Source organism: Streptomyces chumphonensis (genome assembly GCF_014779715.1).
Lineage (GTDB): Bacteria > Actinomycetota > Actinomycetes > Streptomycetales > Streptomycetaceae > Streptomyces > Streptomyces chumphonensis.
In genome coordinates this window covers 176,971-198,095 of record NZ_JACXYU010000008.1, presented here as the reverse complement: position 1 = coordinate 198,095, position 21,125 = coordinate 176,971, and the positions used below count along the sequence as shown (strand labels likewise).

The following is a 21,125-nucleotide window of genomic DNA, read 5'->3' as shown; positions in this document are numbered from 1 at the left end:
CGGGGAGAGGGGTGAGCGATGGCGCCGCAGGACCCGGACGCCGAGGGGAACCCCGTGCCCGGCGCGGAGGCCACCGGTTCGCTCGCCGAGCAGCTGGCCGCCGAGTCGTTGCAGAGTCTGACGCCCGAGCTGGTCCGCAGGCTGCCGCAGGCCCTGGAGGCGATGGTCGCGATCGGCGGTGACGTCGACCTGCGGACGGTGCTGGACCGCATCGTCCGCACCGCCGCCGCGCTCACCGACGCCCGGCACGCGGCGATCGGGGTGCTGGGCGTCGAGGAGAGCGCCGCGCTCGACGACTACGTCACCCACGGCGACGCGGCGACCATCCGCAGCCGGATCCGCGGGCGGCCCGACGCGCACTTCCTCAGCGTGCCGATCCGGGTGCGGGACGAGCCGTTCGGCCACCTCTACCTGAGCGACAAGGCGGACGGCTCGCCCTTCACGGACGCCGACGTCCAGCTGGTCAGGGTCGTGGCGACGGAGGCCGGCATCGCCATCGGGCACGTGCGGCTCCTGGAGTCCGCCCGGCAGCGGGCCCGGTGGATCGACGGCAGCGCGGCCCTGACGACGGCGGTGCTCCAGGGGACGGGCGACGCCCTGTCGGTGGTCGCCGAGCAGGCACGACGGTTGGCCGACGCCGCCGCGGGGCTGGTGCTGACCCCGAGCGAGGAGGGCGGCCTGGAGGTCGTGGCCGTGGCGGGGGACGATCCGGACGCCCTGCTGGGCGTGCGCATCCCGCCGCACAGCCCCCTGGTGGCCGCCCTGCTGCTGGGACAGCCCGTCTTCGTGGCGGACTGCGCCACCGATCCGCGCATGATGACGCGTGCGGCGGCCCGCTACGGGCCGAGCATGATGCTCCCGTTGGGCAGCGAGGGTCGCATCCTCGGCACCCTGGCGGTGCCCCGGAAGCCGGGCGCACCCCTGTTCACCGCGACCGAACGCACGCTGGCGCAGCGGTTCGCCTCGCAGGCGGCCCTGGCGCTGCTGCTGACCGAGGCGCAGCAGGACCGGGAACGGCTGGCCGTCTACGAGGACCGCGACCGTATCGCCCGCGACCTCCACGATCTCGTCATCCAGCGGCTCTTCGCCACCGGCATGCTGCTGGAGAGCGCGCGCAAGCGGGCCGCCCGGCCGCCCGACGACGAGGCGGCGCGGGAGGTTCGGGACCGGATCTCCCGCGCCGTCGACGAACTGGACACCACGATCCAGGAGATCCGCACCGCCATCTACGCGCTTCAGCAGGCGCCCGCGCCCCATCCGGAGTCGCTGCGCACCCGGGTGCTGCGCGAGGTGGGCGCCGCCGCCCTCGCCGCCGGCTTCCAGCCCTCGGCGACGTTCACGGGGATGGTGGACGTCCTGGTCGGTGAGCAGGCGGGCCGGAACCTGGTGGCGGCGGCCCGCGAGGCGCTCTCCAACGCCGTGCGGCACGCGGGCGGGAGCCGGATCGAGCTGACCGTCGACGCCACGGTCACGCTGCCGGACGGCCGTCCGGGGGTGCGCCTCACCGTGGCCGACGACGGGGTGGGGCTGCCGCCGGGCGGGCGGCGCAGCGGGCTCGTCAACCTCCGCCGCCGCGCGGAGCAGCTGGGCGGCACCTTCGGTACGACGCCCGGCCTCGGGGGCGCGGGCACCACGCTCGTGTGGGAGGTGCCGCGGTGAGGACCGGGGACGCGGGTCGCCCGCGGCGGACGGACGAGTCGAGCGGAGAAACGTTCCGTCGGTCCGGTCACCGCAACGTCAGCAACCCCTCGATGGCCACCGCGACGCCGTCCTCGTTGTTGCTGAGCGTCTCGAAGGTCGTCGCCGCCCGCACCTGCGCATGGCCGTTGGCCATGGCGTACGACGTCCCCGCCCAGGTCAGCATCTCCAGGTCGTTGGGCATGTCGCCGAAGGCCACGACCTCGTCGGGCGCGATCCCCCGCGCCACGCAGCAGCGCGCCAGCGTGCTCGCCTTGCTCACCCCGCGCCCGCTCACCTCCAGCAGGGCGGTCGGGCTGGACCGGGTGAACTCCGCGAAGTCCCCGGCGGCCCGGCGCGCCAGTTCCAGGAAGAAGTCCGGCGCCAGCTCGGTGTGGTGCGCGAGCAGCTTGAGGACCGGCTGCTCCGCGCCGGGCCCCCGGCCCGCGCGGTGCCGGTCCGCGCCGCCCTCGCCGAGCAGCTTGGCGATCGGCGCCACCACCGCGCCCGGGTCCTCGAAGAACGGCGGGTAGTCCGGCTCGTAGGTGATGCCCCCGGTCCGCTCCACCGCGAACGTCACGCCCGGGGCCACCTCGCGCAACGCCCGCACCACCGCCATGGCCGACCAGCGGCTCAGCTCCCGCACCTCGACGATCTCCCGCCCCCGGTGCAGGTCCACCACGGCCGCTCCGTTCCCGCAGATCGCCAGCCCGTGCCGGTGGACGTGGTCGCTCACGACATCCATCCAACGCGCCGGGCGGCCGGTGACGAAGAAGACCTCGATCCCCGCCTTCTCCGCCGCGTCCAGAGCCGCGACCGTCCGCGCGGACACGGACTTGTCGTCGTGCAGCAGGGTGCCGTCCAGATCCGTGGCGATCAGCCGCGGCGCACGCGCGGGCAGGGGGACACGACGGAACGTAGCGGAGGGATCAGTCACGGTGACCATCCTCCCCCACGGGTCCGCACACTCGTGCAGCACCCTGCCCATTCGAGTACGTGCCGAAGCGCCGTCGTCCGGACGCGCCGGCCTCCGGGTCAGAGCCGCCCCGGGGCCTCCGTGGCGATGCGCTCGAAAACGCCCTGGTCCGCCGCGAACCGCGTACCGGCGATCGGCCAGTGCACCACCAGTTCCGTGACGCCGACCGCCGCGTGGCGCCCCGCGAAGTCCACGAACGCCTCCACCGAGTCCAGCGGCCGGCCCGGCGTGAAGCCCACCAGCAGCACCTTCTCCAGCTCCGCCGCGTCCCGGCCGGTGGCCTCGCAGGCGGCTCCCAACCGCTCGATCTGCTCCCCGACGGCGACCACCGACTGCTCCGGCGTCCCCGCGTCGCCCAGCTTCGGATCACCGGTGGTGACCCACGCCTGCCCGTGCCGGGCCGCGAGCCGCAGGCCGCGCGGGCCGTTCGCCGCCACGGCGAACGGCAGCCGGGGCCGCTGCACGCAGCCGGGGACGGTGCGCGCCTCCACCGCCGAGTAGAACCGGCCCTCGTACGTCAGCTCCGGCTCCGTCAGCAGCCGGTCCAGCAGCGGCACGAACTCGGCGAAGCGGTCCGCCCGCTCCTTCGGCGTCCACGGCTCCTGGCCCAGCGCCGTCGCGTCGAAGCCGGTCCCCCCGGCCCCGACGCCGAGCGTGACACGCCCGCCGGAGACGTCGTCGAGCGAGATGAGCTCCTTCGCCAGCGTCACGGGATGGCGGAAGTTCGGCGAGGTCACCAGGGTGCCCAGGCGCAGGCGGGTCGTCGCGGTGGCCGCCGCCGTCAGCGTGGGCACGGCGCCGAACCACGGCCCGTCACGGAACGGCACCCGCCACGAGAGGTGGTCGTAGGTGTACGCGGTGTGGAAGCCGAGCGACTCGGCGCGGCGCCACTTCTCGCCGCCCCCCTCGTGCCAGCGGTCGACGGGGAGGATCACGGTACTCAGTCGCATGACCCCGACGATACGGCGGCCTTCCGCCAGCACGTCATGGGACCGGCCGGTGGAGCGGCTTCGGGAGGCCCGCCCTCGCCCTGACCGGGAGCGCACGGCGTCATGGGCGCGCTGGGAAGGGCTTGGCCGAGGTGGCGAGGGCGCCCGGAGGCCGTCTGGCCGCCGTCCGGTCACCGGATCAGGTAGCGATGGCGCGACGCCACAGGTCCTGACCCGGTCGCCCGCCTCCGGCCTGGCACCGTGACCCGAGTCGCCGAGTGGTGCGACCGGGTCGCCGGGCGTTCGGCGGCTTCCCCGCCCCACCTCGGAAAGGCACCACCCGTGCGTCTTCGGAGAGCCGCTCTGCTCACCACCCTCCTGGCCGGCCTCGTGACGGGGGCCGCGGTCCCTCCGGCGATCACGGGCGAACCGCCGCCCGGGGACGAACCGCTGAAGCAGCGCGGCGTCGTGCGCAGCGGAAGCGGCCCCGTCGCCGCCGCCGAGGTGACGCTGTTCCAGGCCGGTGACCGTCCCGGGGCCGGCGCCCGGCCGCTGGCCCGGACCCGAAGCGACGCCCACGGCCGGTTCACCCTGAGGTACCGGACCCCGGACCGTCCCGACGCGGTGCTGTACCTGACCGCGGACGCGGCGCCGGACGGGCGGCGGCACGCCCGGGACCGGCGGTGGGTCCCACCGGTCCGGCTGGTCGCGATGATCGGTACCCGGCAGCCGACCGGCCGGGTCGTGCTCAACGAGCGGACGACGGTGGCCGCCGGGTTCTCCATGGCCCAGTTCACCCGTCACGGCGAGGTGGCGGGCCGCCGCCCCGGCCTGCAGAACGCCGCCGCCGTCGCCCACAACCTGGCCGACATCAAGGACGGCTCGGTGGGCGACGTCCTCGCCGCACCGCCCAACGGCGACCGGACGTCCACCCTGCGCACCGTCAACACGCTGGCCGACATCCTCTCGGGCTGCACCGCGGGAGAGACCTGCCAGAGCCTCTTCGACCTCGCCCGGCACCCCGGCGCCCCGCCGCCCCGGGAGACCTTCCAGGCCGTCGCCGACATCGCCCGCCTGCCCGGACGGAAGGCCGCCGAACTCTTCGCCCTCGCCGAGGGCCGCGACGCCTACGTCCCCCGGCTGACGCAGGCGCCGGACGCCTGGACGATCGCCCTGCGGTACGTGGGCAACGGGCACGAAATCGACGGACCGGGGAACGTCGCCTTCGACGCCCAGGGCACCGCCTGGATCATCAACAACTACACGTTCCGCGCCGATCCCCGGCTGCCCACCTGCGGTTCTCGCATCCTGTCCCGGCTCACCCCGACGGGCCACGCGGTTCCCGGCGCCCCGTACCGGGGCGGCGGCCTCTACGGAGCCGGCTTCGGCGTCACCATCGACCCCGGCGGGCGGGTGTGGGCGGCGAACTTCGGCTTCCAGGGAACCGGCTGCCCGCTCGACGCCGACCGTCTCTACCGCAGCGTCTCCGAGTTCACCCCCGATGGCCGCCCCCTCTCGCCGCCCGGAGGCTGGCGCTTCGGCGACATCGTCCAGCCGCAGGGGACGGCCTCCGACCGCGAGGGGAACATCTGGATCGCCAACTGCGGCGGCAGGAGCGTGACCAGAATCCCGGACGGGGACGCGCGCCGGGCACGGAACATCGCGCCGGGCGGTGACCGGCTGATCAAGCCGTTCGGCGTCACCGTGGACACGCGCGGGCGCGCCTGGGTGACCGGGAACGGCAGTGACAGCGTCATGCAGCTGTCCCCGAACGGCAGACCCCTGCGGTCGATCACCGGCGGGGGGATCAAGCGGCCCATGGGTGCCGCCTCCGACTCGCTGGGCAACGTGTGGGTGGCCAACAGCGGCGCGGTCGTCGCGCCCTGTGAGGGCACCACGCCCGCCATGGTCGCCGAGGCGATCGAGTCCATCGTCACGCGGCACGTCGACGCCTCGGTCACCCTCATCCGGCCGGACGGGACCACGCCCGACGAGCCGTTCGTCAACGACGGCCTGTTCCTGCCGTGGGGGATCGCCGTCGACGGCGACGACACCGTCTGGGTGGCCAACTTCGGCGGTCACCGCCTGGCCAACCTGTGCGGCGCCCGCGAGTCCGCCTGTCCGTCCGGCCTGCGTACGGGCGATCCGATCTCGCCCGCCGACACCGGATACCCCAGCGACGGCCTGGACCGGAACACCGCGGTCCAGATCGACCCCTCCGGGAACGTCTGGCTGGCCAACAACTGGCGCACCGTGCCGCTGCAGACCAACCCCGGTGGCCGCGAGATGGTGGTCTTCATCGGGCTCGCGGCTCCGGTGCGCACTCCGCTGCTCGGGCCACCGCGGCCCCTCTGAGCAACCGGAACACCGACGGGCATCGCCCGGCGCCACAGGGTGTCGGGCGATGCCCGCGGCACGCGGCCCGGCTCCGGCACCCGGGCCCTGGTGCGGGCGCGCGGCTCCGACCAGGATGGGCCCCATGGCCAAGGTTGATGTCAGCCTCGACGCGGAACTCGTCATCGAGGCGATGCTGCTCTCCGGAACCCGCAACCCCCAGGACGCCGTGGAGGTCGTGGTCCGCGACTACGTCCAGCGCGGGCACCGCACCGAAGCCCGCACCGGCAACACCGACGAGGAGCTGCGGCACCTGGAGCTCCGGCGGACGGAGACCGACACCGCCGGGTGACCCCGGCCGGGTCGGAGCGGGAAGCGCCGCGGAGGGGATCGGCCTACAGTCGGACGCGTGGGCTTCTGGGACGCGCTGATGGGCCGCAGGAAGCCGGTCAGGCCGGACCTCGACCGGCTCTTCGCGCTGCCCTCCGCCGCCGTCACCCTGCAGGCCGGGGCGGGCTTCGCCCCCACCGGCCTCGGCTCGGTGTGCTTCGCGGGCGTCGAGGGCGGGGCGTTCGACCGGATCGAGACCGACGTCCGCGCGCTGCTGCCGGGGGCCGAGTTCAGCGAGGACGCGTACGGCTACACCTGGGCGCTCTCGCGGCACACCCCCCGGGAGCTCCCCGCGCTGGTCAACGACCTCCACGCTGTCAACACGCTGCTCCAGGACGGCGGCTTCGGACCGCGGCTGCTCTGCTCGCTCGTCGGCTTCCGCGACCAGGACGGGGACGGCCGTCCGCTCGCGCTCGTCTACCTCTACAAGCGCGGCACGTTCTACCCCTTCGCCCCGCTGCCCGGCATCGCGGCCGAACGGCGGGACAACGCGCTCGAACTCCAGACCCGCGGCCTCCTCGCCGACGACCTGCCGGTGGAGGAGGACCTCAGCCGCTGGTTCCCGCTCTGGGGCGCGCCCGGCCTGTGAGAAGCCCGGCGGCGCGGGACCCGCAGCGGACGAAAGCACGAAAAGCGGACAAGGCGTACAGTCCGAAGGAGATGGGGTGACCGGGGAGGCAGGAGGCGCGCGCCATGGCCAGAACGACCCGCTACGCACCGGACCGCGGTCTCACCCGCCGCATGGCCACGACGATGTTCCTCATCGGCCTGCTCTACGTCGTCTTCATGGGTGTGCTGATCGCGCTGCTCCAGAACGCCTGGCCGCTGATCGTCCTCTTCGCCGGGGGCATGTTCGTCGTCCAGTTCTGGTTCAGCGACCGCATCGCCGCCTACAGCATGGGCGCCCGTGAGGTGACCCCCGAGCAGGCCCCCGAGCTGCACGGGGCCGTCGACCGCCTCTGCGCCCTGGCGGACATGCCCAAACCCCGCGTCGCCATCGCCGACACCGACGTCCCCAACGCCTTCGCCACCGGCCGCAGCCAGGACAAGGCCCTCGTCTGCGCCACCACCGGGCTGCTGCGCCGTCTGGAGCCGGAGGAGCTGGAAGGCGTCCTGGCGCACGAGCTGTCCCACGTCGCCCATCGCGACGTCGCCGTGATGACCTTCGCCTCCTTCCTCGGCGTCCTCGCGGGCAGCCTCACCCGGCTGGCCCTGTGGGGCGGCATCATGCGCGGTGGCGACCGCAACCAGAACACGGCGATCCTCGCCCTGATCATTCCGCTGGTCAGCGTGGTGGTGTACGTGATCAGCTTCCTGCTGACGCGGCTCCTGTCCCGGTACCGCGAGCTGTCCGCCGACCGGGGCGCGGCGCTGCTGACCGGCAAACCGTCGGCCCTCGCCGCCGCCCTGACGAAGATCAGCGGCCAGATGTCCCGCATCCCCACCCGCGACCTGCGCCGCGCCGAACCGTTCAACGCCTTCTTCTTCGTCCCCGCCTTCTCCGGCGACTCGCTCGCCCGGCTGTTCTCCTCGCACCCCACCCTCGAACAGCGCCTGGCCCAGCTCGCCACCATCACCCGGCACCTGAACCGCTGACCGGTCCGTCCGGTACCGCGCCGCCGGTACCGGACCGCGTCGCACGGCCTCGCCGTCACCCCAGCCGGTAGATCGTGTGCTGGGCCCGTGACGTCTCCCCGACCGGGCGCAGGCAACCGGCCAGACACAGGTCCAGCAGCGCCCGGTTGACGACGGCGATGTCCAGCCCGGTGCGCTCGGCGATCCTGCGCGGCGAAGCCCGGAGGGTGCCGTGGCTGACGATGATCGGCAGCGCGTAGGCGGCCACGGCCCACACCGCGTCGCTCAGCAGGTGCTCCGCGCGCCACTGCTCCAGCAGCGCGGTGGCCTCGTCCCGACGCCGGGCGGGCGACAGCGGCCGCGTCGGACTCCGCGGCTCGGCCGTCCCCCGGTCGATACCCGCTCGGTCCCCGTCGGCCCGGACGGCCCCCTCGCCAGGAGCGGCGCCAGCACCTCGTGCCGCCCCCACCGGTCGAACGCCTTGGCCGACGGCTTGCGGGCGTTGGAGAGGATCTTGATGACCCCGGGCAGCGAGATGAGGACGCGCAGGGGGTTCCGGATAACGTCGCCATTGGCGATACTATCCTGACCTGCGGAAACGTCGATCTTCTGCCATTCGTCCGCGTCGAGACGTCGCCCGAGCTCCTTCCTGAGGTGAGGCAGTCCCGCCGGTGGGCTTGCGTGGCCCGTGCCGCCGGTCGGGCGGGAGGTTCTTGAGCCCCGGTGGTTGAACCCGAGGGGTTGCCTCTCGCACGCACAGGCGCTGGGTCACCGGAGTCCGGAATGCCGGACGCGGTGGTGGGCTCGGGCGCCCGGGTCTCCCGCGCCTCGTCGTACGGGGTGTCGTACACCTCGTACACCGTGTCCCTCCGGCCGGTGACGGGGTCGTCGTCCTGTTGACGGCGGAGGTTGCAGGCCGACTCCAGCTCCCGCAGGGGCGTCCGCGACGCGGTCGCGGCCCTCCTTGCGCGGTGTGGCCAGGGAGCGGATGTGTCCGTGGTGGCCCGCTCGGGGAGGCTCAGGGGGTAGACGAGGATGCCGGCGGCGCACCACGAGATGCGTCGGTCGCGGAGCAACGCGTTCGAGTCGGTGGAGAAGGAGCGCCGGGGCGTCCTACGATAAATGCGCATGGGAAGTGCTGTTCCTCGTGCCACGGCCCTCGGATGTTGGCACATCGCGGGGGCCTTTTCGTGTCCGCGGTCGAGTTGAACCTATCCCTACCGAGTGCGGGGAGAATAGGTGAAACATCAATGTGACCGGGTCCTGAAAACCCGTACACGGCGCTTTCAAAGCCGCCTCTTCTGGGCCGTGAGCTGCGGAGACTCATTCTCCCTGGAGGGTCATCAGTGCGGAATGCGGCATTCCGAAAAAATGCTTCTCACCCTCCCGGGTGAACGTGAAAAGATGCGGTCATGACGCGTTCCTTCATCCGGTTCCAGGCGACGACGCCGAACCGGCGCGGTGTCCTGCCCGGCATCTTCGTCACCGTGAACGGCCTGGCGCGGGACGGGAGGCTGACCGCCGAGCAGGAGGAGTTCCGCCGGACGACGAACGCCTGGTACGACGCCGCCTACACCAACCCCACCCACGTCGAGCCCACGGTCTACGACCCCGCCGTGAACCCCGGCGCCGTCGCGTGGTTCAAGGCGTCCGCCGGGCACCTGCTGGCCCGGGTCGAGGGCTACCTCGCCATCCTGACCGCCCACGGCGTGCCCCACGTACGCCTGGAGTCCGCCGATCCCGGGCGGATCGTCTACGAGGACGCCGACCAGGTCGTCGTCGTCCCGCACCCCGCGCACCCCGCGCGCCCGCCGCAGCCGGGAGGCTGAGCCCGGGCGCGTCAGTCCGTTCGGCGGGCCTCGCCGAGCCAGGTGCGCAGGGCCCAGTGCCAGTGGAGGCCGGTCAGGAGGGACGGGCGGGCGCCGGGGTCGGCGGCCTCAGGCAGGGTGCCGGTCAGGGCGGCCAGGCGACCGAGCCGGTAGCGGACGGTGTTGGGGTGGACGTGCAGCACGGCCGCCGTCTGGTCCTGCCGCATCCCGTGGTCGAAGTAGGCGCGTGCGGTGAGGGCCAGCTCCCGGTGGAAGGCGTCGGCGGGGTCCAGGGCGCCCAGCAGGTCCCGGCACAGCAGCTCGGCCAGCCGGGGCTGCGCGTCCAGGGCGATCTCCACGGCCAGATCCGTGAGGCGGTGCAGGCCCGTCGTGCGCGCCCCGGCGGGCCCCTGGCCGCCCAGGGCGCGCAGGCCGGCGTCGCACAGCGCGTGCATGTGGCGCGCCCGGCTCAGCGGAGCGGCGGGCGCCACGACGACGAGGGCGTCGGCGCCCACGGCCGCGGCGGTGGGGAGGCGGGCGGCGAGACCGGCCAGCCGACCCTCCACCAGCCCGAACGCGCCCCCCGAGGAGGCCAGTCGGCCCTCCAGCGCCTGTGCGCGCACCGGGTCCGTCACGTCGGACAGCACACAGTGGTACGGCCGGTCGGGGCGGAGCCCGGCGCGTTCCAGCTCGTCCGGGTCGACGGCGTCCGGCGAGCCCGCGCCGTCCGCCGTCCGCCGGTCGCCGTGCAGCAGGCGGCGCAGGACCTGGGTACGGGCGTCCCGCGCCGTGCGGGCCAGTTCGAGCTGCGCGGTGTGGTAGCCGTCGATGACGTGCAACTCCATCGCCCCCGCGTAGCGGTCGAAGTCCAGGAGCGCCCCGATGACCGCTTCGGGGGCGACACCCGCCGCGCGGCCGCGCTCGACGGCGATCTCCGTGGCGCGGCCGCGACCGGCCTGGACGCCGCGGAGCAGCGCGGTGATCGGCACGCCCTGGGCCGCGCGGTCGCGCCCCAGCAGCGTCGCGGCGGTGAAGTCCTGCTCGCCCGGAGCCGGTGGGCCGCCGGCGGACGCCAGGGCCGCCGCCAGCAGCACCGCGATGTGGCGGCGGTTCTCGGACTCCGGCAGCCGGGCCACGGCGGGCGAGTGGCGTCGGGCCGCCGCGACGATCTCCTCGACGACCCCGGTGTCCGACGCGAGGTCGTGCAGCACCCGCCGGAAGAGGGCGCGTCCGGTCGCTTCCGTCACCGGCGTCCCCCTCTCACCACCGGACCGGCGCGTCAACGCGAGGACGTCCCCGCGCCCGGCTCGGCGTCGGTCGCCAGCCGGGCGTGCACCTCCACATCGTGGCGGATGCCGTCGTACGCCAGCCGCTGCCGCTGGAGCCCCTCCACCGCGTAGCCGGACGCGAGGGCGACGGCGCAGGAGGCCGGGTTGTCCACCCGGTGCCCCAACTCCAGCCGGAAGAGGCCCAGGTCGTCGAAGGCCCAGCGCGACACCGTCCGGCACGCGAACGTCGCCACGCCACGGCCGCGCGCGGCGGTGACCGTCCAGTAGGACACCCAGCCGGTGCCGTGCACCCGCTCCACCGCGCTCACCGCCACGTTGCCCAGGACGGCGTCGGCCGCGTCGACCACGGTGAACGCGTACGACGTGCCCGCCCCCCACTCCTCGGCGCGTCGGCCGATCCACGACCGGGCGGCGGCCGGGGTGTCGACGGGCGTCGCCGTCTGACGGTCCATCTCGGGCTCGGCGAAGGCCGCCACGAGCGCGTCGGCGTCGTCGGTACGCCACTGGCGAAGCTGCACGGTACGGACCTCCTGTCGGATCGCCGGCCGAGGTGCGGCGACGGCACACGGCCCGCCCGCGTCGGCCAGGTAGGCGGGCAGGCCGTGGGCCGAGCAAGTCACCCGTTCGAGTGACATGTTGCCATCATCGAACAGCGGACCGGGCCGACGCCACCGTGCGGCGCCCGCCACCGACCACCGCCGTCACCCCTTCGGCCACCGCCACAGGCCCGTCGCCCCCCGGGGAGGACGTTGGTGCACGCACCGGGTCTCCGGGCCCTGAACCTCTCTCTCACAGCCAGCCGTTGCGGCGGAAGGCGCGGTACAGCAGACCGCTGATCGAGGCCATGAGCCCGAGGGCGGCCGGGTAGCCGTAGGCCCAGTGCAGCTCGGGCATGTGGGCGAAGTTCATGCCGTAGATCCCGGCGATCATCGTCGGAGCGGCGATGATCGCCGCCCAGGCCGAGATCTTGCGCATGTCCTCGTTCTGCCACATGCCCGCCTGGGTGCTGTGGGCGTCCAGCATGGAGTCGGTGAGCTCGTCGCACCCGGCCACGGCCGAGGCGACCCGCAGCACGTGGTCGGCCACGTCGCGGAAGTAGGGGGCCAGGGCCTCCGGGTAGCGCTGCGGAGCCGGGGACATGAACGCGTGGGCGACGGGCACGAGCGGCCGGACGGCGCCCCGGAACTCCAGGACCTCCCGCTTGAGCGAGTAGATCTCCTTCGTCAGGTCCACCCGCTCGGGGGTGAACACCCGCAGCTCCAACTCCTCGATGTCCTCGCCCACGAGGCCGACGATGTGCCCGTAGGTGTCCACGACGGCGTCGGCGAGGGCGTAGAGCAGCCCGTACGCACCGTGCTCCAGCAGCTCCGGCTTCCGCTCCAGTGCCGCGCGGGCCGCGTCCGGGGCGTCGCTCGGGCCGTGCTGGACCGTGACGACCCAGCACGGGTTGCTGAAGATCATCAGCTCCCCGGTGTCGATGGCGCTGGTCGCCTCGGTGTAGCGCAGGGTGCGCAACACGTAGAACACCATGTCGTCCCCGTACCGCTCCCGTTTGGCCCGCTGGTGCGCGTGCAGCGCGTCCTCGACGGCCAGCGGGGGCAGGGACAGCGCCCGCGCGACCGGCAGCAAATCCTCCGCCGTCGGCTCGACGAGGTGCACCCACGCCAGCCCGCCCTCGGGAAGATCCCGGGCGTACCGAACGGCCTCGCCGGGGCTGACGGCACGCAGCACCGGATCGTCGGGAAGGGACACGAATCCCTGCATGCGGCCCATCCTGGAGCTTGAGACCAACTCCCGCACTCCTGCCCACCCCGTCCGGCCGCATGCGGATCCCCGCTGTGCCGTCCGGCGGGACGCGCGGTGTCACAGACGATCACTGAGGCGTGCGACGGCGCGTAGGAGGCGGGGGGAGAGGCGGGAGAGGGCGTGGACGAGGCGCGCCTCCGGCGTCACCGGGACGACCGCGCGGTTGTGGACGACGGCCCGCAGGACGGCCTCCGCCACCTTCTCCGGCGGATAGCCGCGCCGGGCGTAGAGCCCGGCCGCCCGGTCCCGGCGGCGCTGCTGCTCGGCGGCGTCGACCCCGGCGAACCGGGACGTGCGGGTGATGCCGGTGTTGACGATGCCGGGGCAGACGGCGGTCACCCCGATGCCCCGCCCGGCCAGTTCGGCGCGCAGGGACTGCGTGAGCATGAGCACCGCCGCCTTGGAGGTGCTGTAGGCGGGGAGCATCGTCGAGGGCAGGAAGGCCGCTGCCGAGGCGATGGTGACGATGTGTCCGCCCTGGCCGCGCGCGGCCATCTGACGGCCGAAGAGGCGGCTGCCGTGGATCACGCCCCAGAGGTTGACGTCCAGCAGCCGCCGCCAGTCCTCCGTGGTGGTGTCCAGCAGCGGGCCGGCCAGCCCCACGCCGGCGTTGTTGACCAGGACGTCGACGACGCCGTGTTCGTCCGCCGTCCGGGCGGCCAGCTTCTCCATCGCCCGCTCGTCGGCGACGTCGACCTCCTCGGCCCACGCCTCCTCCGCACCCACGATTCGGGCCGTCTCGGCGGTACGGGCGGCCCCCGGGCCGTCCCGGTCGACGGCGACGACGCGGGCCCCCGCCTCGGCGAAGGCCAGGGCCACGGCCCGGCCGATGCCGCCGGCCGCGCCCGTCACCAGGACGAGGCGGCCACCGAACCGGTCGGAGTGGGGGCCGGGTGCCACCACCCGCCGGGGAGCCGCGGCGTCCTCGTGCGCGGTGACGTGGGAGGCAATCCACCGGGCGAGCTGGTCCGGGTGGGTGCGCTGCACCCAGTGCTTCGCGGAGATCGTCCGCCGCGTGAGCCGGGGCGCCCACCGGTCCAGGTCGTCGTAGAGGGAGGGGTGCAGGTAGGCGTCACGCGTGGGGACGACGAGCTGCACCGGCACGTGCGCGACGGCGTCCTCGCGTGGACGCCGCATCCGGGGCCCGATGTTGTCCCGGTAGAGCCAGGCCCCGTGCACGGCGTCGTCGGTGAAGGAGGCGGTGGGGTAGCCGTCGTCCGGCAGGCCCTCCAGGCGCCGCAGCAGGGCGGGGCCCCGGCGCCCGAGCGGCCCCCTGAGCACCCGCTCCGGCAGGTCGGGGACGTGCAGGACGCCGATGTACCACGACTTGGCGCGCTGCCGGGCGAGCTGGATGGTGTGCCGGGGCGTGGGCCGGGACCGGCGCTCGCGCGTCCAGAGCGCGAAGTGGTCCGTCAGCGGGCCGGAGACGGACGTGAAGGTGGCGATCCGGCCCTCGGTGCGCGGCACGGTGGCGAACTCCCAGCCCTGGACCGAGCCCCAGTCGTGTCCGACGAGGTGCACCGGACGCTCGGGGCTCACGGCGTCGGCCACGGCGAGGAAGTCGTCCGTGAGCTTCTCCAGGGTGAAGCCGCCGTGCAGGGGCCTGGGCGCGCTGGACCGGCCGTGCCCGCGCACGTCGTACAGCACCACGTGGAAGCGGTCCGCCAGCCGCTCGGCGACCAGGGACCACACCTCCTTGGAATCCGGATAGCCGTGCACGAGGACGACGGTCGGCCGGCCGGTGTCGCCGAACTCGGCGACGCACAGCCGCACCCCTTCGGGCCTGACGACCCACCGCTCCCGCGCGACCGCCCGCGATCCGCCCTCGCTGCTCATACGGCTGCTCCTCCACCCGGTGCGCCCTGGCCCGCCCTCGCCGACACCGCCGGCCTGAGCCTGCGCACGCCGCCGTCCGAGCCGATCCCGCTTCACCCTAAGGCGGCGCGACAGCGCCGCGAAAGACCTGTGGATACCTGCGGTAACGCTCCTCGCGCGGTGCCGACACCAGGGGCGGCCCTACCAGCGGTGGGGCCGGCCTCCGACCTGAGGCGGAGACGGGTCCCACCGCAGAGGCGGACGCCACGCCCCCACACCACCGATAGCGTCGGGCCCGTGACTGTGATCGTGACCCAGAGCCTCACCAAGCGGTATCCCCGGGTGACCGCGCTCGACCGCCTGACCGTCGACATCACCCCGGGCGTCACCGGCCTCGTGGGGGCCAACGGCGCGGGCAAGTCGACACTCATCAAGATCCTGCTCGGCCTCTCCCCGGCCACCGAGGGGGACGCCCGGGTCCTCGGCCTGGACGTCGCCACCGAAGGGCCGGCCATCCGGGAGCGGGTCGGGTACATGCCCGAACACGACTGCCTGCCGCCCGACGTCTCGGCCACCGAGTTCGTCGTCCACATGGCGCGCATGTCGGGGCTGCCCCCGACGGCGGCCCGGGAACGCACCGCCGACACCCTGCGCCACGTGGGCCTCTACGAGGAGCGCTACCGTCCGATGGGCGGCTACTCCACCGGCATGAAGCAGCGCGTCAAACTCGCGCAGGCCCTCGTCCACGATCCGCGCCTGGTGCTGCTGGACGAGCCGACCAACGGCCTCGACCCGGTGGGCCGCGACCACATGCTCGACCTCATCCGGCGCGTCCACACCGACTTCGGCATCTCCGTCCTCGTCACCTCGCACCTCCTCGGCGAGCTGGAGCGCACCTGCGACCACGTGGTCGTCGTCGACGGCGGACGGCTCCTGCGCTCCTCGTCGACCTCCGACTTCACGCAGGCCACGGCCGCGCTCGCCGTCGAGGTCACCGACACCGACGCCCACCCCGACGGCGGGGCGGCCCTCCTGGCCGCCCTCACCACCGCCGGGATCGCCGCGCGGCCGGCCTCCGCCGAGGGCGGCCTGCCGGGCGCCGGACACGTCCTCCTCGTCGAGGTGGCCGGGGAGGAGACCTACGACCTGGTGCGGGACGCCGTCGCCGACCTCGGCCTCGGCCTCGTCCGCATGGAGCAGCGCCAGCACCACATCGCCGAGGTCTTCCAGCAGCACGACAGCGACACGAAGGGAGGCAGCGGCCATGCAGGCTGACCCCACCCACCCGGGCGGCGGCACGAGCGACACCCCCGGGCACGCCGCCAGCATCCACAACATCGGCTACCGCTCCTACGAGGGCGCCCGGCTCGGCCGGGGCTACGCCCGCCGCTCGCTGTTCGCCCAGTCCCTGCGCGGGGGCTACGGGCTCGGTCGGTCCGCCCGCTCCAAGGTCACGCCGATGCTCCTCTTCGGGATCATGTGCGTGCCCGCCCTCGTCGTCGTGGCCGTGGCCATCGCCACCGGGGTCGATGAACTGCCGGTGGACTACCGCGCCTACGCCTCCTTCCTCGCGCCCGTGATCGGCCTCTACCTGGCGGCCATGGCCCCGCAGTCCGTCTCCCGGGACCTGCGCTTCCGCACCGTGCCGCTGTACTTCTCCCGGCCCATCGAGCGCGTCGACTACGTCCTGGCCAAGTACGCGGCCATGGCGGCGGCGCTGTTCGTCTTCACGGCCGTGCCCCTGCTGGTGCTGTACGCCGGGGCGCTGCTGGGGGAGCTGGACTTCGCCGAGCAGACGCGCGACCTCGCGCTGGGCCTGGTCTCCGTCGCCGTGCTCTCCCTCGTCTACGCCGGGATCGGGCTCGTCGTCGCCGCCCTCACCCCGCGCCGCGGCTTCGGTGTCGCCGCGATCATCGCGGTGCTGACGATCCCCTACTTCGCCGTGACCACCGTGCAGTTCATCGCCTCCGAGAGCGGGGGCGACGGCACGGCGGCCGTCGGCTGGCTCGGGCTGGCCTCACCGGGCACGCTGATGTCCGGCTTCCAGGCGAAGTTCCTCGGCGCGCCCTCCGACTTCCCCGGCCGTGTCGTCCCGAGCGACGCGGCGGGCCTGTGCTACCTCCTCCTCGTCCTCGCCCTCGTGGCCGGCTCGTACGCCGTCCTGATGGCCCGCTACCGGAAGGCCGGACTGTGACCACGATCCGCATCGACCACGTCTCACGCTGGTTCGGGAACGTCGTCGCCGTCAACGACGTGACGATGGACGTGGGACCGGGCGTCACCGGCCTGCTCGGCCCCAACGGCGCGGGCAAGTCCACCCTCATCTCCATGATGGCCGGATTCCTCGCCCCCTCCGTCGGCACCGTCACCCTCGACGGCGCCACGATCTGGCGCAACGAGGGGGTGTACCGGCACATCGGCATCGTGCCCGAGCGCGAGGGCATGTACGACTTCCTCACCGGCGAGGAGTTCGTCCGCGCCAACGCCGAGCTGCACGGCCTGCCGGACCCCGGCGCCGCGTCCCGTCGCGCCCTGGCCACCGTCGAGATGGAGTACGCCCAGGACCGGCGCATCGACACCTACAGCAAGGGCATGCGGCAACGCGTCAAGATGGCCTCCGCGCTCGTGCACGAGCCGGCGGTCCTGCTCCTCGACGAGCCGTTCAACGGCATGGACCCGCGCCAGCGCATGCAGCTCATGACCCTGCTGCGGCGCATGGGCGAAGAGGGCCGCACGGTGCTGTTCTCCTCCCACATCCTGGAGGAGGTCGAACAGCTCGCCGCGCACATCGAGGTCATCGTCGCCGGGCGGCACGCCGCCAGTGGCGACTTCCGGCGCATCCGCCGTCTGATGACCGACCGGCCGCACCGCTACCTGGTCCGCTCCACGGACGACCGGGCCCTCGCCGCCGCCCTCATCGCCGACGACTCCACGGCCGGCATCGAACTCGACTGGAACGAACGGGCCCTGCGCGTCCAGGCGATCGACTTCGCGCGCTTCACGCGGGAACTGCCGCGCATCGCCCGTGCCCACGACATCAGGCTCCTGACCGTCTCGCCCTCGGACGAGTCGCTGGAGTCCGTCTTCGCCTACCTCGTCTCGGCCTAGCTAGGAGCCCGCGATATGTACGATCCCACCGTCGCCCGGCTCACCTACCGGGCGCTGCTCGGCCGCCGCCGGGCCGCCCTGCTGGCCGTGCTCCCCGCGCTGCTGCTCCTCATCGCCACGGTCGTGCGCGTGATGGACCTCGCGGACCAGGACGTCGCCGTCAACCTGCTCAGCGGCTTCGCCCTCGCCACGATGGTGCCCCTGATCGGCGTCATCGCCGGCACCGGGGCCATCGGACCGGAGATCGACGACGGCTCCATCGTCTACCTGCTGTCCAAGCCGGTGAAGCGGCCGACGATCATCGTCACCAAGCTCGTCGTGGCGGTCGCCGTGACGATGGCCTTCTCCGCGCTGCCCGTCCTGCTGGCCGGGTTCATCCTCGTCGGCGGCGACCAGCAGATCGCCGTCGCGTTCGCCCTCGCCGCCCTGTTCGCCTCCCTCGCCTACAGCGCCCTGTTCCTGCTGCTCGGCACGGTCACCCGGCACGCCGTGGTCTTCGGCCTGGTGTACGCGCTGCTGTGGGAGACCCTGATCGGCTCGCTCATGCCCGGCGCCCGCACCCTCAGCGTGCAGCAGTGGGGCCTGGCGGTGGCCGACGAGGTCGTGGCCAGCGGCGTTCGCCTCGACGCCGACGTGAGTCTCGGCCCGGCGGCCGTCCTGATCGCCGTCGTGACGGTCGCGGGCACCTGGTACGCGGGACAGCGGCTCAAGGTGCTGACGCTGGCCGGCGAGGAGTGAGAAGCGCCGCTGGTTTCACGTGAAACCAGCGGCACCCACCCACGTCCCACCACGGAGACGGCGACGGCACGGCAACCGGCACGGCCACGGCGGCGCCCAGCCCCTCCGCCGTTCAGGTCGGGCTGACCGCCCGTCGGAGGGACGGGCCGTGACGCCACGGCGGCGGGCGGAGTTGTACGCGGCGCACTTGCTTCCCCACCGTAGGGATGTACGCCGATGACTACTCCGTCCCCCGCCCCGACCTCCGGTCTGCTGCGCCCCGCCGCCCGCGCCGTCGCCGGAGCCGTCCTCGCAGCCGCCCTCGCCCTGACCGCCGCTCCGGGTGCCACCGCCCTGGCCGCACCGGCCGCTTCCGCCGGAACCCCCGCCTCCGGCGCGCTGCTCGGCCCGGCGCTCAAGGCCGGGCCGCTGCCCGTCGGCGGCCCCACCGACACGATCGACACCACCCCGGCACCCCGGCCCGAGGCCGCACCGGCCGAGGGGGGCGGCTGGCGTCAGGGGGACCTGCACCTCGACGCCCGGGAGAACGCCGCCGTCGAGGAGTTCCTGGACGAGGCGGCCCGGGCCGAGAAGACCCTCACCCCGCAGCTGCGCACCGTCGCCGCGTGGACGGGCGCGGAGCTCGTCGGTCTCGACCAGCGGCTCAAGTCCGAGGACTCCACGAAGCGCAAGATCGCCACCTGGTTGGCGGGCGACCCCGACCAGACCGTCCACGAAGCCCTGGCCGACCTCAACGACTCCGTGCGCTACACCTTCCAGTGGGAGGACCACGCCTACACCGAGGGCGTCCGGACGGCCTCGCACCTGCTCGTCGACTGGGGACACGAGAACGTGCGCTGGGCCAACACCTGGAAGGACCGCACCACCTACCAGGGCGTCAACGCCGCCTGGAAGGAGCCCATGTGGGGTCACACCTACGAGGTCCAGTTCCACACCCCGGCCGGCAAGCAGGCCGCGACGGTGACGCACCCGCTCTACGAGGAGCAGCGGCTGCCCAGCACCTCGCCGCAGCGTAAGGCCGAACTCGCCGAGCGGCAGAGCCGGATCTTCGCCGCCGTCCCGGTGCCGGAGGGCGCCGAGGAGCTGGCGGCGCCCGCGCACACGCGGCCGCCCCGGGTGCCCCAGCCCGCCTGAGCGACCGTCACCAGCGCGGTCGTCCCCGCAGTACGGGCCCGATGCGGCCATGATGGCGGAATGGACGACTTCGATGTGATTGTGGTGGGCGCGGGCCCGGTCGGTGAGAACGTCGCCGACCGGGCTCGCGCGGCCGGCCTGTCCGTGGCGCTCGTCGAGAACGAACGCGCCGGAGGCGAGTGCTCGTACTGGGCCTGCATGCCCAGCAAGGCGCTGCTGCGCCCGCCCGCCGCCCTGGCCGAGGCGCGCGCCGTGGCGGGAGCCCGCGAGGCCGCCGGGGGACGGCTGGACGCGGGCGCGGTCCTCGCCCGTCGCGACTCCTTCGTCGCGCACTGGGACGACGCGGGACAGGTCCGGTGGGTCGAGTCCACCGGGGCGGAGTTCCTGCGGGGTCACGGCCGCATCGACGGCCCCCGGCGCGTGACGGTCGAGGACGCCCGCGGTGGGCGGCGCACGCTGACCGCGCGGCACGCGGTCGCCGTCTGCACCGGGACGCGGGCGAAGCTCCCCGGCCTCCCCGGACTCGCGCGGGCCGGGAGCGGTGGCGAGAGCCCCGACGCGGGCGTGCGGCCGTGGACCAACCGGGAGGGGACGTCCGCCTCGCGCGTGCCGGACGCGCTGGCCGTGGTCGGGGGCGGGCCCGTCGCCGTCGAGCTGGCCTCGGCCTGGCAGGCGCTCGGCTCGTCCGTCACCCTCCTCGTCCGGGGCACGGGCGTGCTGGACCGGATGGAGCCCTTCGTCGGGGAGTACGTCACCGAGGGGCTGCGGGGGGCCGGGGTGGACGTGCGGCTGGGCACCGAAGCGGCCGAGGTGGCGCGGACCGCCCCGGACGGCCCGGTCAGCGTCCGGCTGCGCGACGGGGGAGAGCTGCGGGTCGACGAGATCCTGTTCGCCACCGGGCGCGAGCCCCGCACCGACGACATCGGCCTCGACACCGTCGGTCTGCGGCCCGGCGACTGGCTGGAGGTGGACGACTCCTGCCGCGTCGGCGGAGTGCGTGGGGGCTGGCTGTACGGCGTGGGCGACGTCAACCACCGCGCGCTCCTCACCCACCAGGGCAAGTACCAGGCCCGTATCGCCGGTGCCGCCATCGCCGCCCGTGCGGCGGGTGTGCCGTTGCTGGAGAGCGACCGCTGGGGCGCGCACGCCGCCACCGCCGACCACGACGCCGTCCCGCAGGTCGTCTTCTGCCATCCCGAGGCGGCGTCGGTGGGCCGCACGGCGGCCCAGGCGGAGGCGGCCGGGCTGCGGGTGCGGGCCGTGGACCAGGACCTCGGTGCCGTCGCGGGCGCCTCCCTCTTCGGTGACGACTACCGGGGCCGCGCCCGCATGGTCGTCGACGAGGACCGCCAGGTGCTGGTGGGCGTGACGTTCGTCGGGCCCGGCGTCAGCGAGCTGCTGCACGCCGCGACGGTCGCCGTCGCGGCCGAGGTGCCCGTCGAGCGGCTCTGGCACGCGGTACCGGCGTTCCCGACGATGAGCGAGGTGTGGCTGAAGCTGCTGGAGGGCTACCGGGGCTGACGCCGCGCCGGAGGCGCGGGTCGGG

At 74.0% G+C, this 21,125-nt stretch carries 19 protein-coding genes; 12 read left to right on the top strand and 7 right to left on the bottom strand.

The window, feature by feature from the left end; all coding sequences use genetic code 11:
• The first annotated feature begins 18 nt into the window (after window positions 1–18).
• Entirely contained in the window at window positions 19–1,659 is a 1,641-nt protein-coding gene (locus IF129_RS16820; RefSeq protein ID WP_191210493.1) for a sensor histidine kinase, read from the top strand.
• A 67-nt stretch (window positions 1,660–1,726) separates the two neighbouring features.
• Here IF129_RS16820 and IF129_RS16815 read toward each other — a convergent pair whose 3' ends face one another.
• Window positions 1,727–2,623: a Cof-type HAD-IIB family hydrolase gene (locus tag IF129_RS16815; protein WP_191210492.1), complete on the bottom strand. Its 897-nt coding sequence runs from the start codon at window positions 2,621–2,623 to the stop codon at window positions 1,727–1,729.
• An 89-nt stretch (window positions 2,624–2,712) separates the two neighbouring features.
• Window positions 2,713–3,603 carry an LLM class flavin-dependent oxidoreductase gene (locus tag IF129_RS16810; protein WP_191210491.1) on the bottom strand — a complete coding sequence of 297 codons (891 nt, stop codon included), beginning with the start codon at window positions 3,601–3,603 and terminating at the stop codon, window positions 2,713–2,715.
• A gap of 321 nt (window positions 3,604–3,924) precedes the next feature.
• Here IF129_RS16810 and IF129_RS16805 point away from each other — a divergent pair, with 321 nt between their 5' ends.
• The 4 genes from IF129_RS16805 to htpX all read left to right on the top strand — a co-directional run bounded on the left by IF129_RS16805 (window position 3,925) and on the right by htpX (window position 7,902).
• Window positions 3,925–5,937: an NHL repeat-containing protein gene (locus IF129_RS16805; protein ID WP_191210490.1), complete on the top strand. Its 2,013-nt coding sequence runs from the start codon at window positions 3,925–3,927 to the stop codon at window positions 5,935–5,937.
• A gap of 124 nt (window positions 5,938–6,061) precedes the next feature.
• Window positions 6,062–6,268 (top strand): DUF2191 domain-containing protein, encoded by a 207-nt coding sequence (locus tag IF129_RS16800; RefSeq protein ID WP_191210489.1) that lies wholly within the window; start codon window positions 6,062–6,064, stop codon window positions 6,266–6,268.
• A gap of 57 nt (window positions 6,269–6,325) precedes the next feature.
• The gene (gene pspAB / locus IF129_RS16795; RefSeq protein WP_191210488.1) at window positions 6,326–6,895 is read left to right on the top strand and encodes a PspA-associated protein PspAB; all 570 of its coding nucleotides are present in this window, start codon (window positions 6,326–6,328) and stop codon (window positions 6,893–6,895) included.
• Between the two features lie 104 nt (window positions 6,896–6,999).
• On the top strand, window positions 7,000–7,902 hold the full coding sequence (htpX, locus tag IF129_RS16790) for a zinc metalloprotease HtpX (protein ID WP_191210487.1): 903 nt from the start codon (window positions 7,000–7,002) through the stop codon (window positions 7,900–7,902).
• A 55-nt stretch (window positions 7,903–7,957) separates the two neighbouring features.
• Here the strand turns inward: htpX and IF129_RS16785 are convergent, their stop codons facing one another.
• Window positions 7,958–8,350, bottom strand: coding sequence for a hypothetical protein (locus IF129_RS16785; protein ID WP_191210486.1), 393 nt, complete (start codon window positions 8,348–8,350; stop codon window positions 7,958–7,960).
• 943 nt (window positions 8,351–9,293) lie between these two features.
• On the opposite strand from IF129_RS16785, the gene IF129_RS16780 reads away from it, so the two are divergent.
• On the top strand, window positions 9,294–9,710 hold the full coding sequence (locus IF129_RS16780) for a hypothetical protein (protein WP_191210485.1): 417 nt from the start codon (window positions 9,294–9,296) through the stop codon (window positions 9,708–9,710).
• Between the two features lie 11 nt (window positions 9,711–9,721).
• Here IF129_RS16780 and IF129_RS26980 read toward each other — a convergent pair whose 3' ends face one another.
• The 4 genes from IF129_RS26980 to IF129_RS16760 all read right to left on the bottom strand — a co-directional run bounded on the left by IF129_RS26980 (window position 9,722) and on the right by IF129_RS16760 (window position 14,620).
• On the bottom strand, window positions 9,722–10,936 hold the full coding sequence (locus IF129_RS26980; protein ID WP_191210484.1) for a PucR family transcriptional regulator: 1,215 nt from the start codon (window positions 10,934–10,936) through the stop codon (window positions 9,722–9,724).
• Between the two features lie 32 nt (window positions 10,937–10,968).
• Entirely contained in the window at window positions 10,969–11,613 is a 645-nt protein-coding gene (locus tag IF129_RS16770; protein WP_191210483.1) for a GNAT family N-acetyltransferase, read from the bottom strand.
• A 154-nt stretch (window positions 11,614–11,767) separates the two neighbouring features.
• Window positions 11,768–12,742: a magnesium and cobalt transport protein CorA gene (locus IF129_RS16765; protein ID WP_191210482.1), complete on the bottom strand. Its 975-nt coding sequence runs from the start codon at window positions 12,740–12,742 to the stop codon at window positions 11,768–11,770.
• Between the two features lie 99 nt (window positions 12,743–12,841).
• Complete coding sequence (locus IF129_RS16760) at window positions 12,842–14,620, bottom strand: SDR family oxidoreductase (RefSeq protein WP_191210481.1); 1,779 nt, start codon at window positions 14,618–14,620, stop codon at window positions 12,842–12,844.
• Window positions 14,621–14,902: 282 nt separating this feature from the next.
• On the opposite strand from IF129_RS16760, the gene IF129_RS16755 reads away from it, so the two are divergent.
• The 6 genes from IF129_RS16755 (at window position 14,903) to IF129_RS16730 (ending at window position 21,100) form a co-directional block, all read left to right on the top strand.
• Entirely contained in the window at window positions 14,903–15,874 is a 972-nt protein-coding gene (locus IF129_RS16755; protein ID WP_191210546.1) for an ABC transporter ATP-binding protein, read from the top strand.
• Window positions 15,864–16,793, top strand: coding sequence for an ABC transporter permease subunit (locus tag IF129_RS16750; protein WP_191210480.1), 930 nt, complete (start codon window positions 15,864–15,866; stop codon window positions 16,791–16,793). The genes IF129_RS16755 and IF129_RS16750 overlap by 11 nt, the downstream gene beginning before the upstream one ends.
• Window positions 16,790–17,707, top strand: a complete 918-nt coding sequence (locus tag IF129_RS16745; protein ID WP_191210479.1) for an ABC transporter ATP-binding protein — start codon at window positions 16,790–16,792, stop codon at window positions 17,705–17,707. The genes IF129_RS16750 and IF129_RS16745 overlap by 4 nt, the downstream gene beginning before the upstream one ends.
• 15 nt (window positions 17,708–17,722) lie before the next feature.
• Window positions 17,723–18,445: an ABC transporter permease subunit gene (locus IF129_RS16740; protein WP_191210478.1), complete on the top strand. Its 723-nt coding sequence runs from the start codon at window positions 17,723–17,725 to the stop codon at window positions 18,443–18,445.
• A 216-nt stretch (window positions 18,446–18,661) separates the two neighbouring features.
• Window positions 18,662–19,579 (top strand): ATP nucleotide 3'-pyrophosphokinase, encoded by a 918-nt coding sequence (locus tag IF129_RS16735; protein ID WP_263576240.1) that lies wholly within the window; start codon window positions 18,662–18,664, stop codon window positions 19,577–19,579.
• A 60-nt stretch (window positions 19,580–19,639) separates the two neighbouring features.
• Window positions 19,640–21,100 (top strand): dihydrolipoyl dehydrogenase family protein, encoded by a 1,461-nt coding sequence (locus tag IF129_RS16730; RefSeq protein WP_191210477.1) that lies wholly within the window; start codon window positions 19,640–19,642, stop codon window positions 21,098–21,100.
• The last annotated feature ends 25 nt before the right edge of the window (window positions 21,101–21,125 follow it).

Coding starts and splice junctions, on each gene's coding strand:
- IF129_RS16820 (WP_191210493.1), top strand. CDS start 19: ATGGCGCCGCAGGACCCGGACGCCGAGGGGAACCCCGTGCCCGGCGCG.
- IF129_RS16815 (WP_191210492.1), bottom strand. CDS start 2,623: ATGGTCACCGTGACTGATCCCTCCGCTACGTTCCGTCGTGTCCCCCTG.
- IF129_RS16810 (WP_191210491.1), bottom strand. CDS start 3,603: ATGCGACTGAGTACCGTGATCCTCCCCGTCGACCGCTGGCACGAGGGG.
- IF129_RS16800 (WP_191210489.1), top strand. CDS start 6,062: ATGGCCAAGGTTGATGTCAGCCTCGACGCGGAACTCGTCATCGAGGCG.
- htpX (WP_191210487.1), top strand. CDS start 7,000: ATGGCCAGAACGACCCGCTACGCACCGGACCGCGGTCTCACCCGCCGC.
- IF129_RS16780 (WP_191210485.1), top strand. CDS start 9,294: ATGACGCGTTCCTTCATCCGGTTCCAGGCGACGACGCCGAACCGGCGC.
- IF129_RS16770 (WP_191210483.1), bottom strand. CDS start 11,613: ATGTCACTCGAACGGGTGACTTGCTCGGCCCACGGCCTGCCCGCCTAC.
- IF129_RS16765 (WP_191210482.1), bottom strand. CDS start 12,742: ATGCAGGGATTCGTGTCCCTTCCCGACGATCCGGTGCTGCGTGCCGTC.
- IF129_RS16760 (WP_191210481.1), bottom strand. CDS start 14,620: ATGAGCAGCGAGGGCGGATCGCGGGCGGTCGCGCGGGAGCGGTGGGTC.
- IF129_RS16750 (WP_191210480.1), top strand. CDS start 15,864: ATGCAGGCTGACCCCACCCACCCGGGCGGCGGCACGAGCGACACCCCC.
- IF129_RS16740 (WP_191210478.1), top strand. CDS start 17,723: ATGTACGATCCCACCGTCGCCCGGCTCACCTACCGGGCGCTGCTCGGC.
- IF129_RS16735 (WP_263576240.1), top strand. CDS start 18,662: ATGACTACTCCGTCCCCCGCCCCGACCTCCGGTCTGCTGCGCCCCGCC.
- IF129_RS16730 (WP_191210477.1), top strand. CDS start 19,640: ATGGACGACTTCGATGTGATTGTGGTGGGCGCGGGCCCGGTCGGTGAG.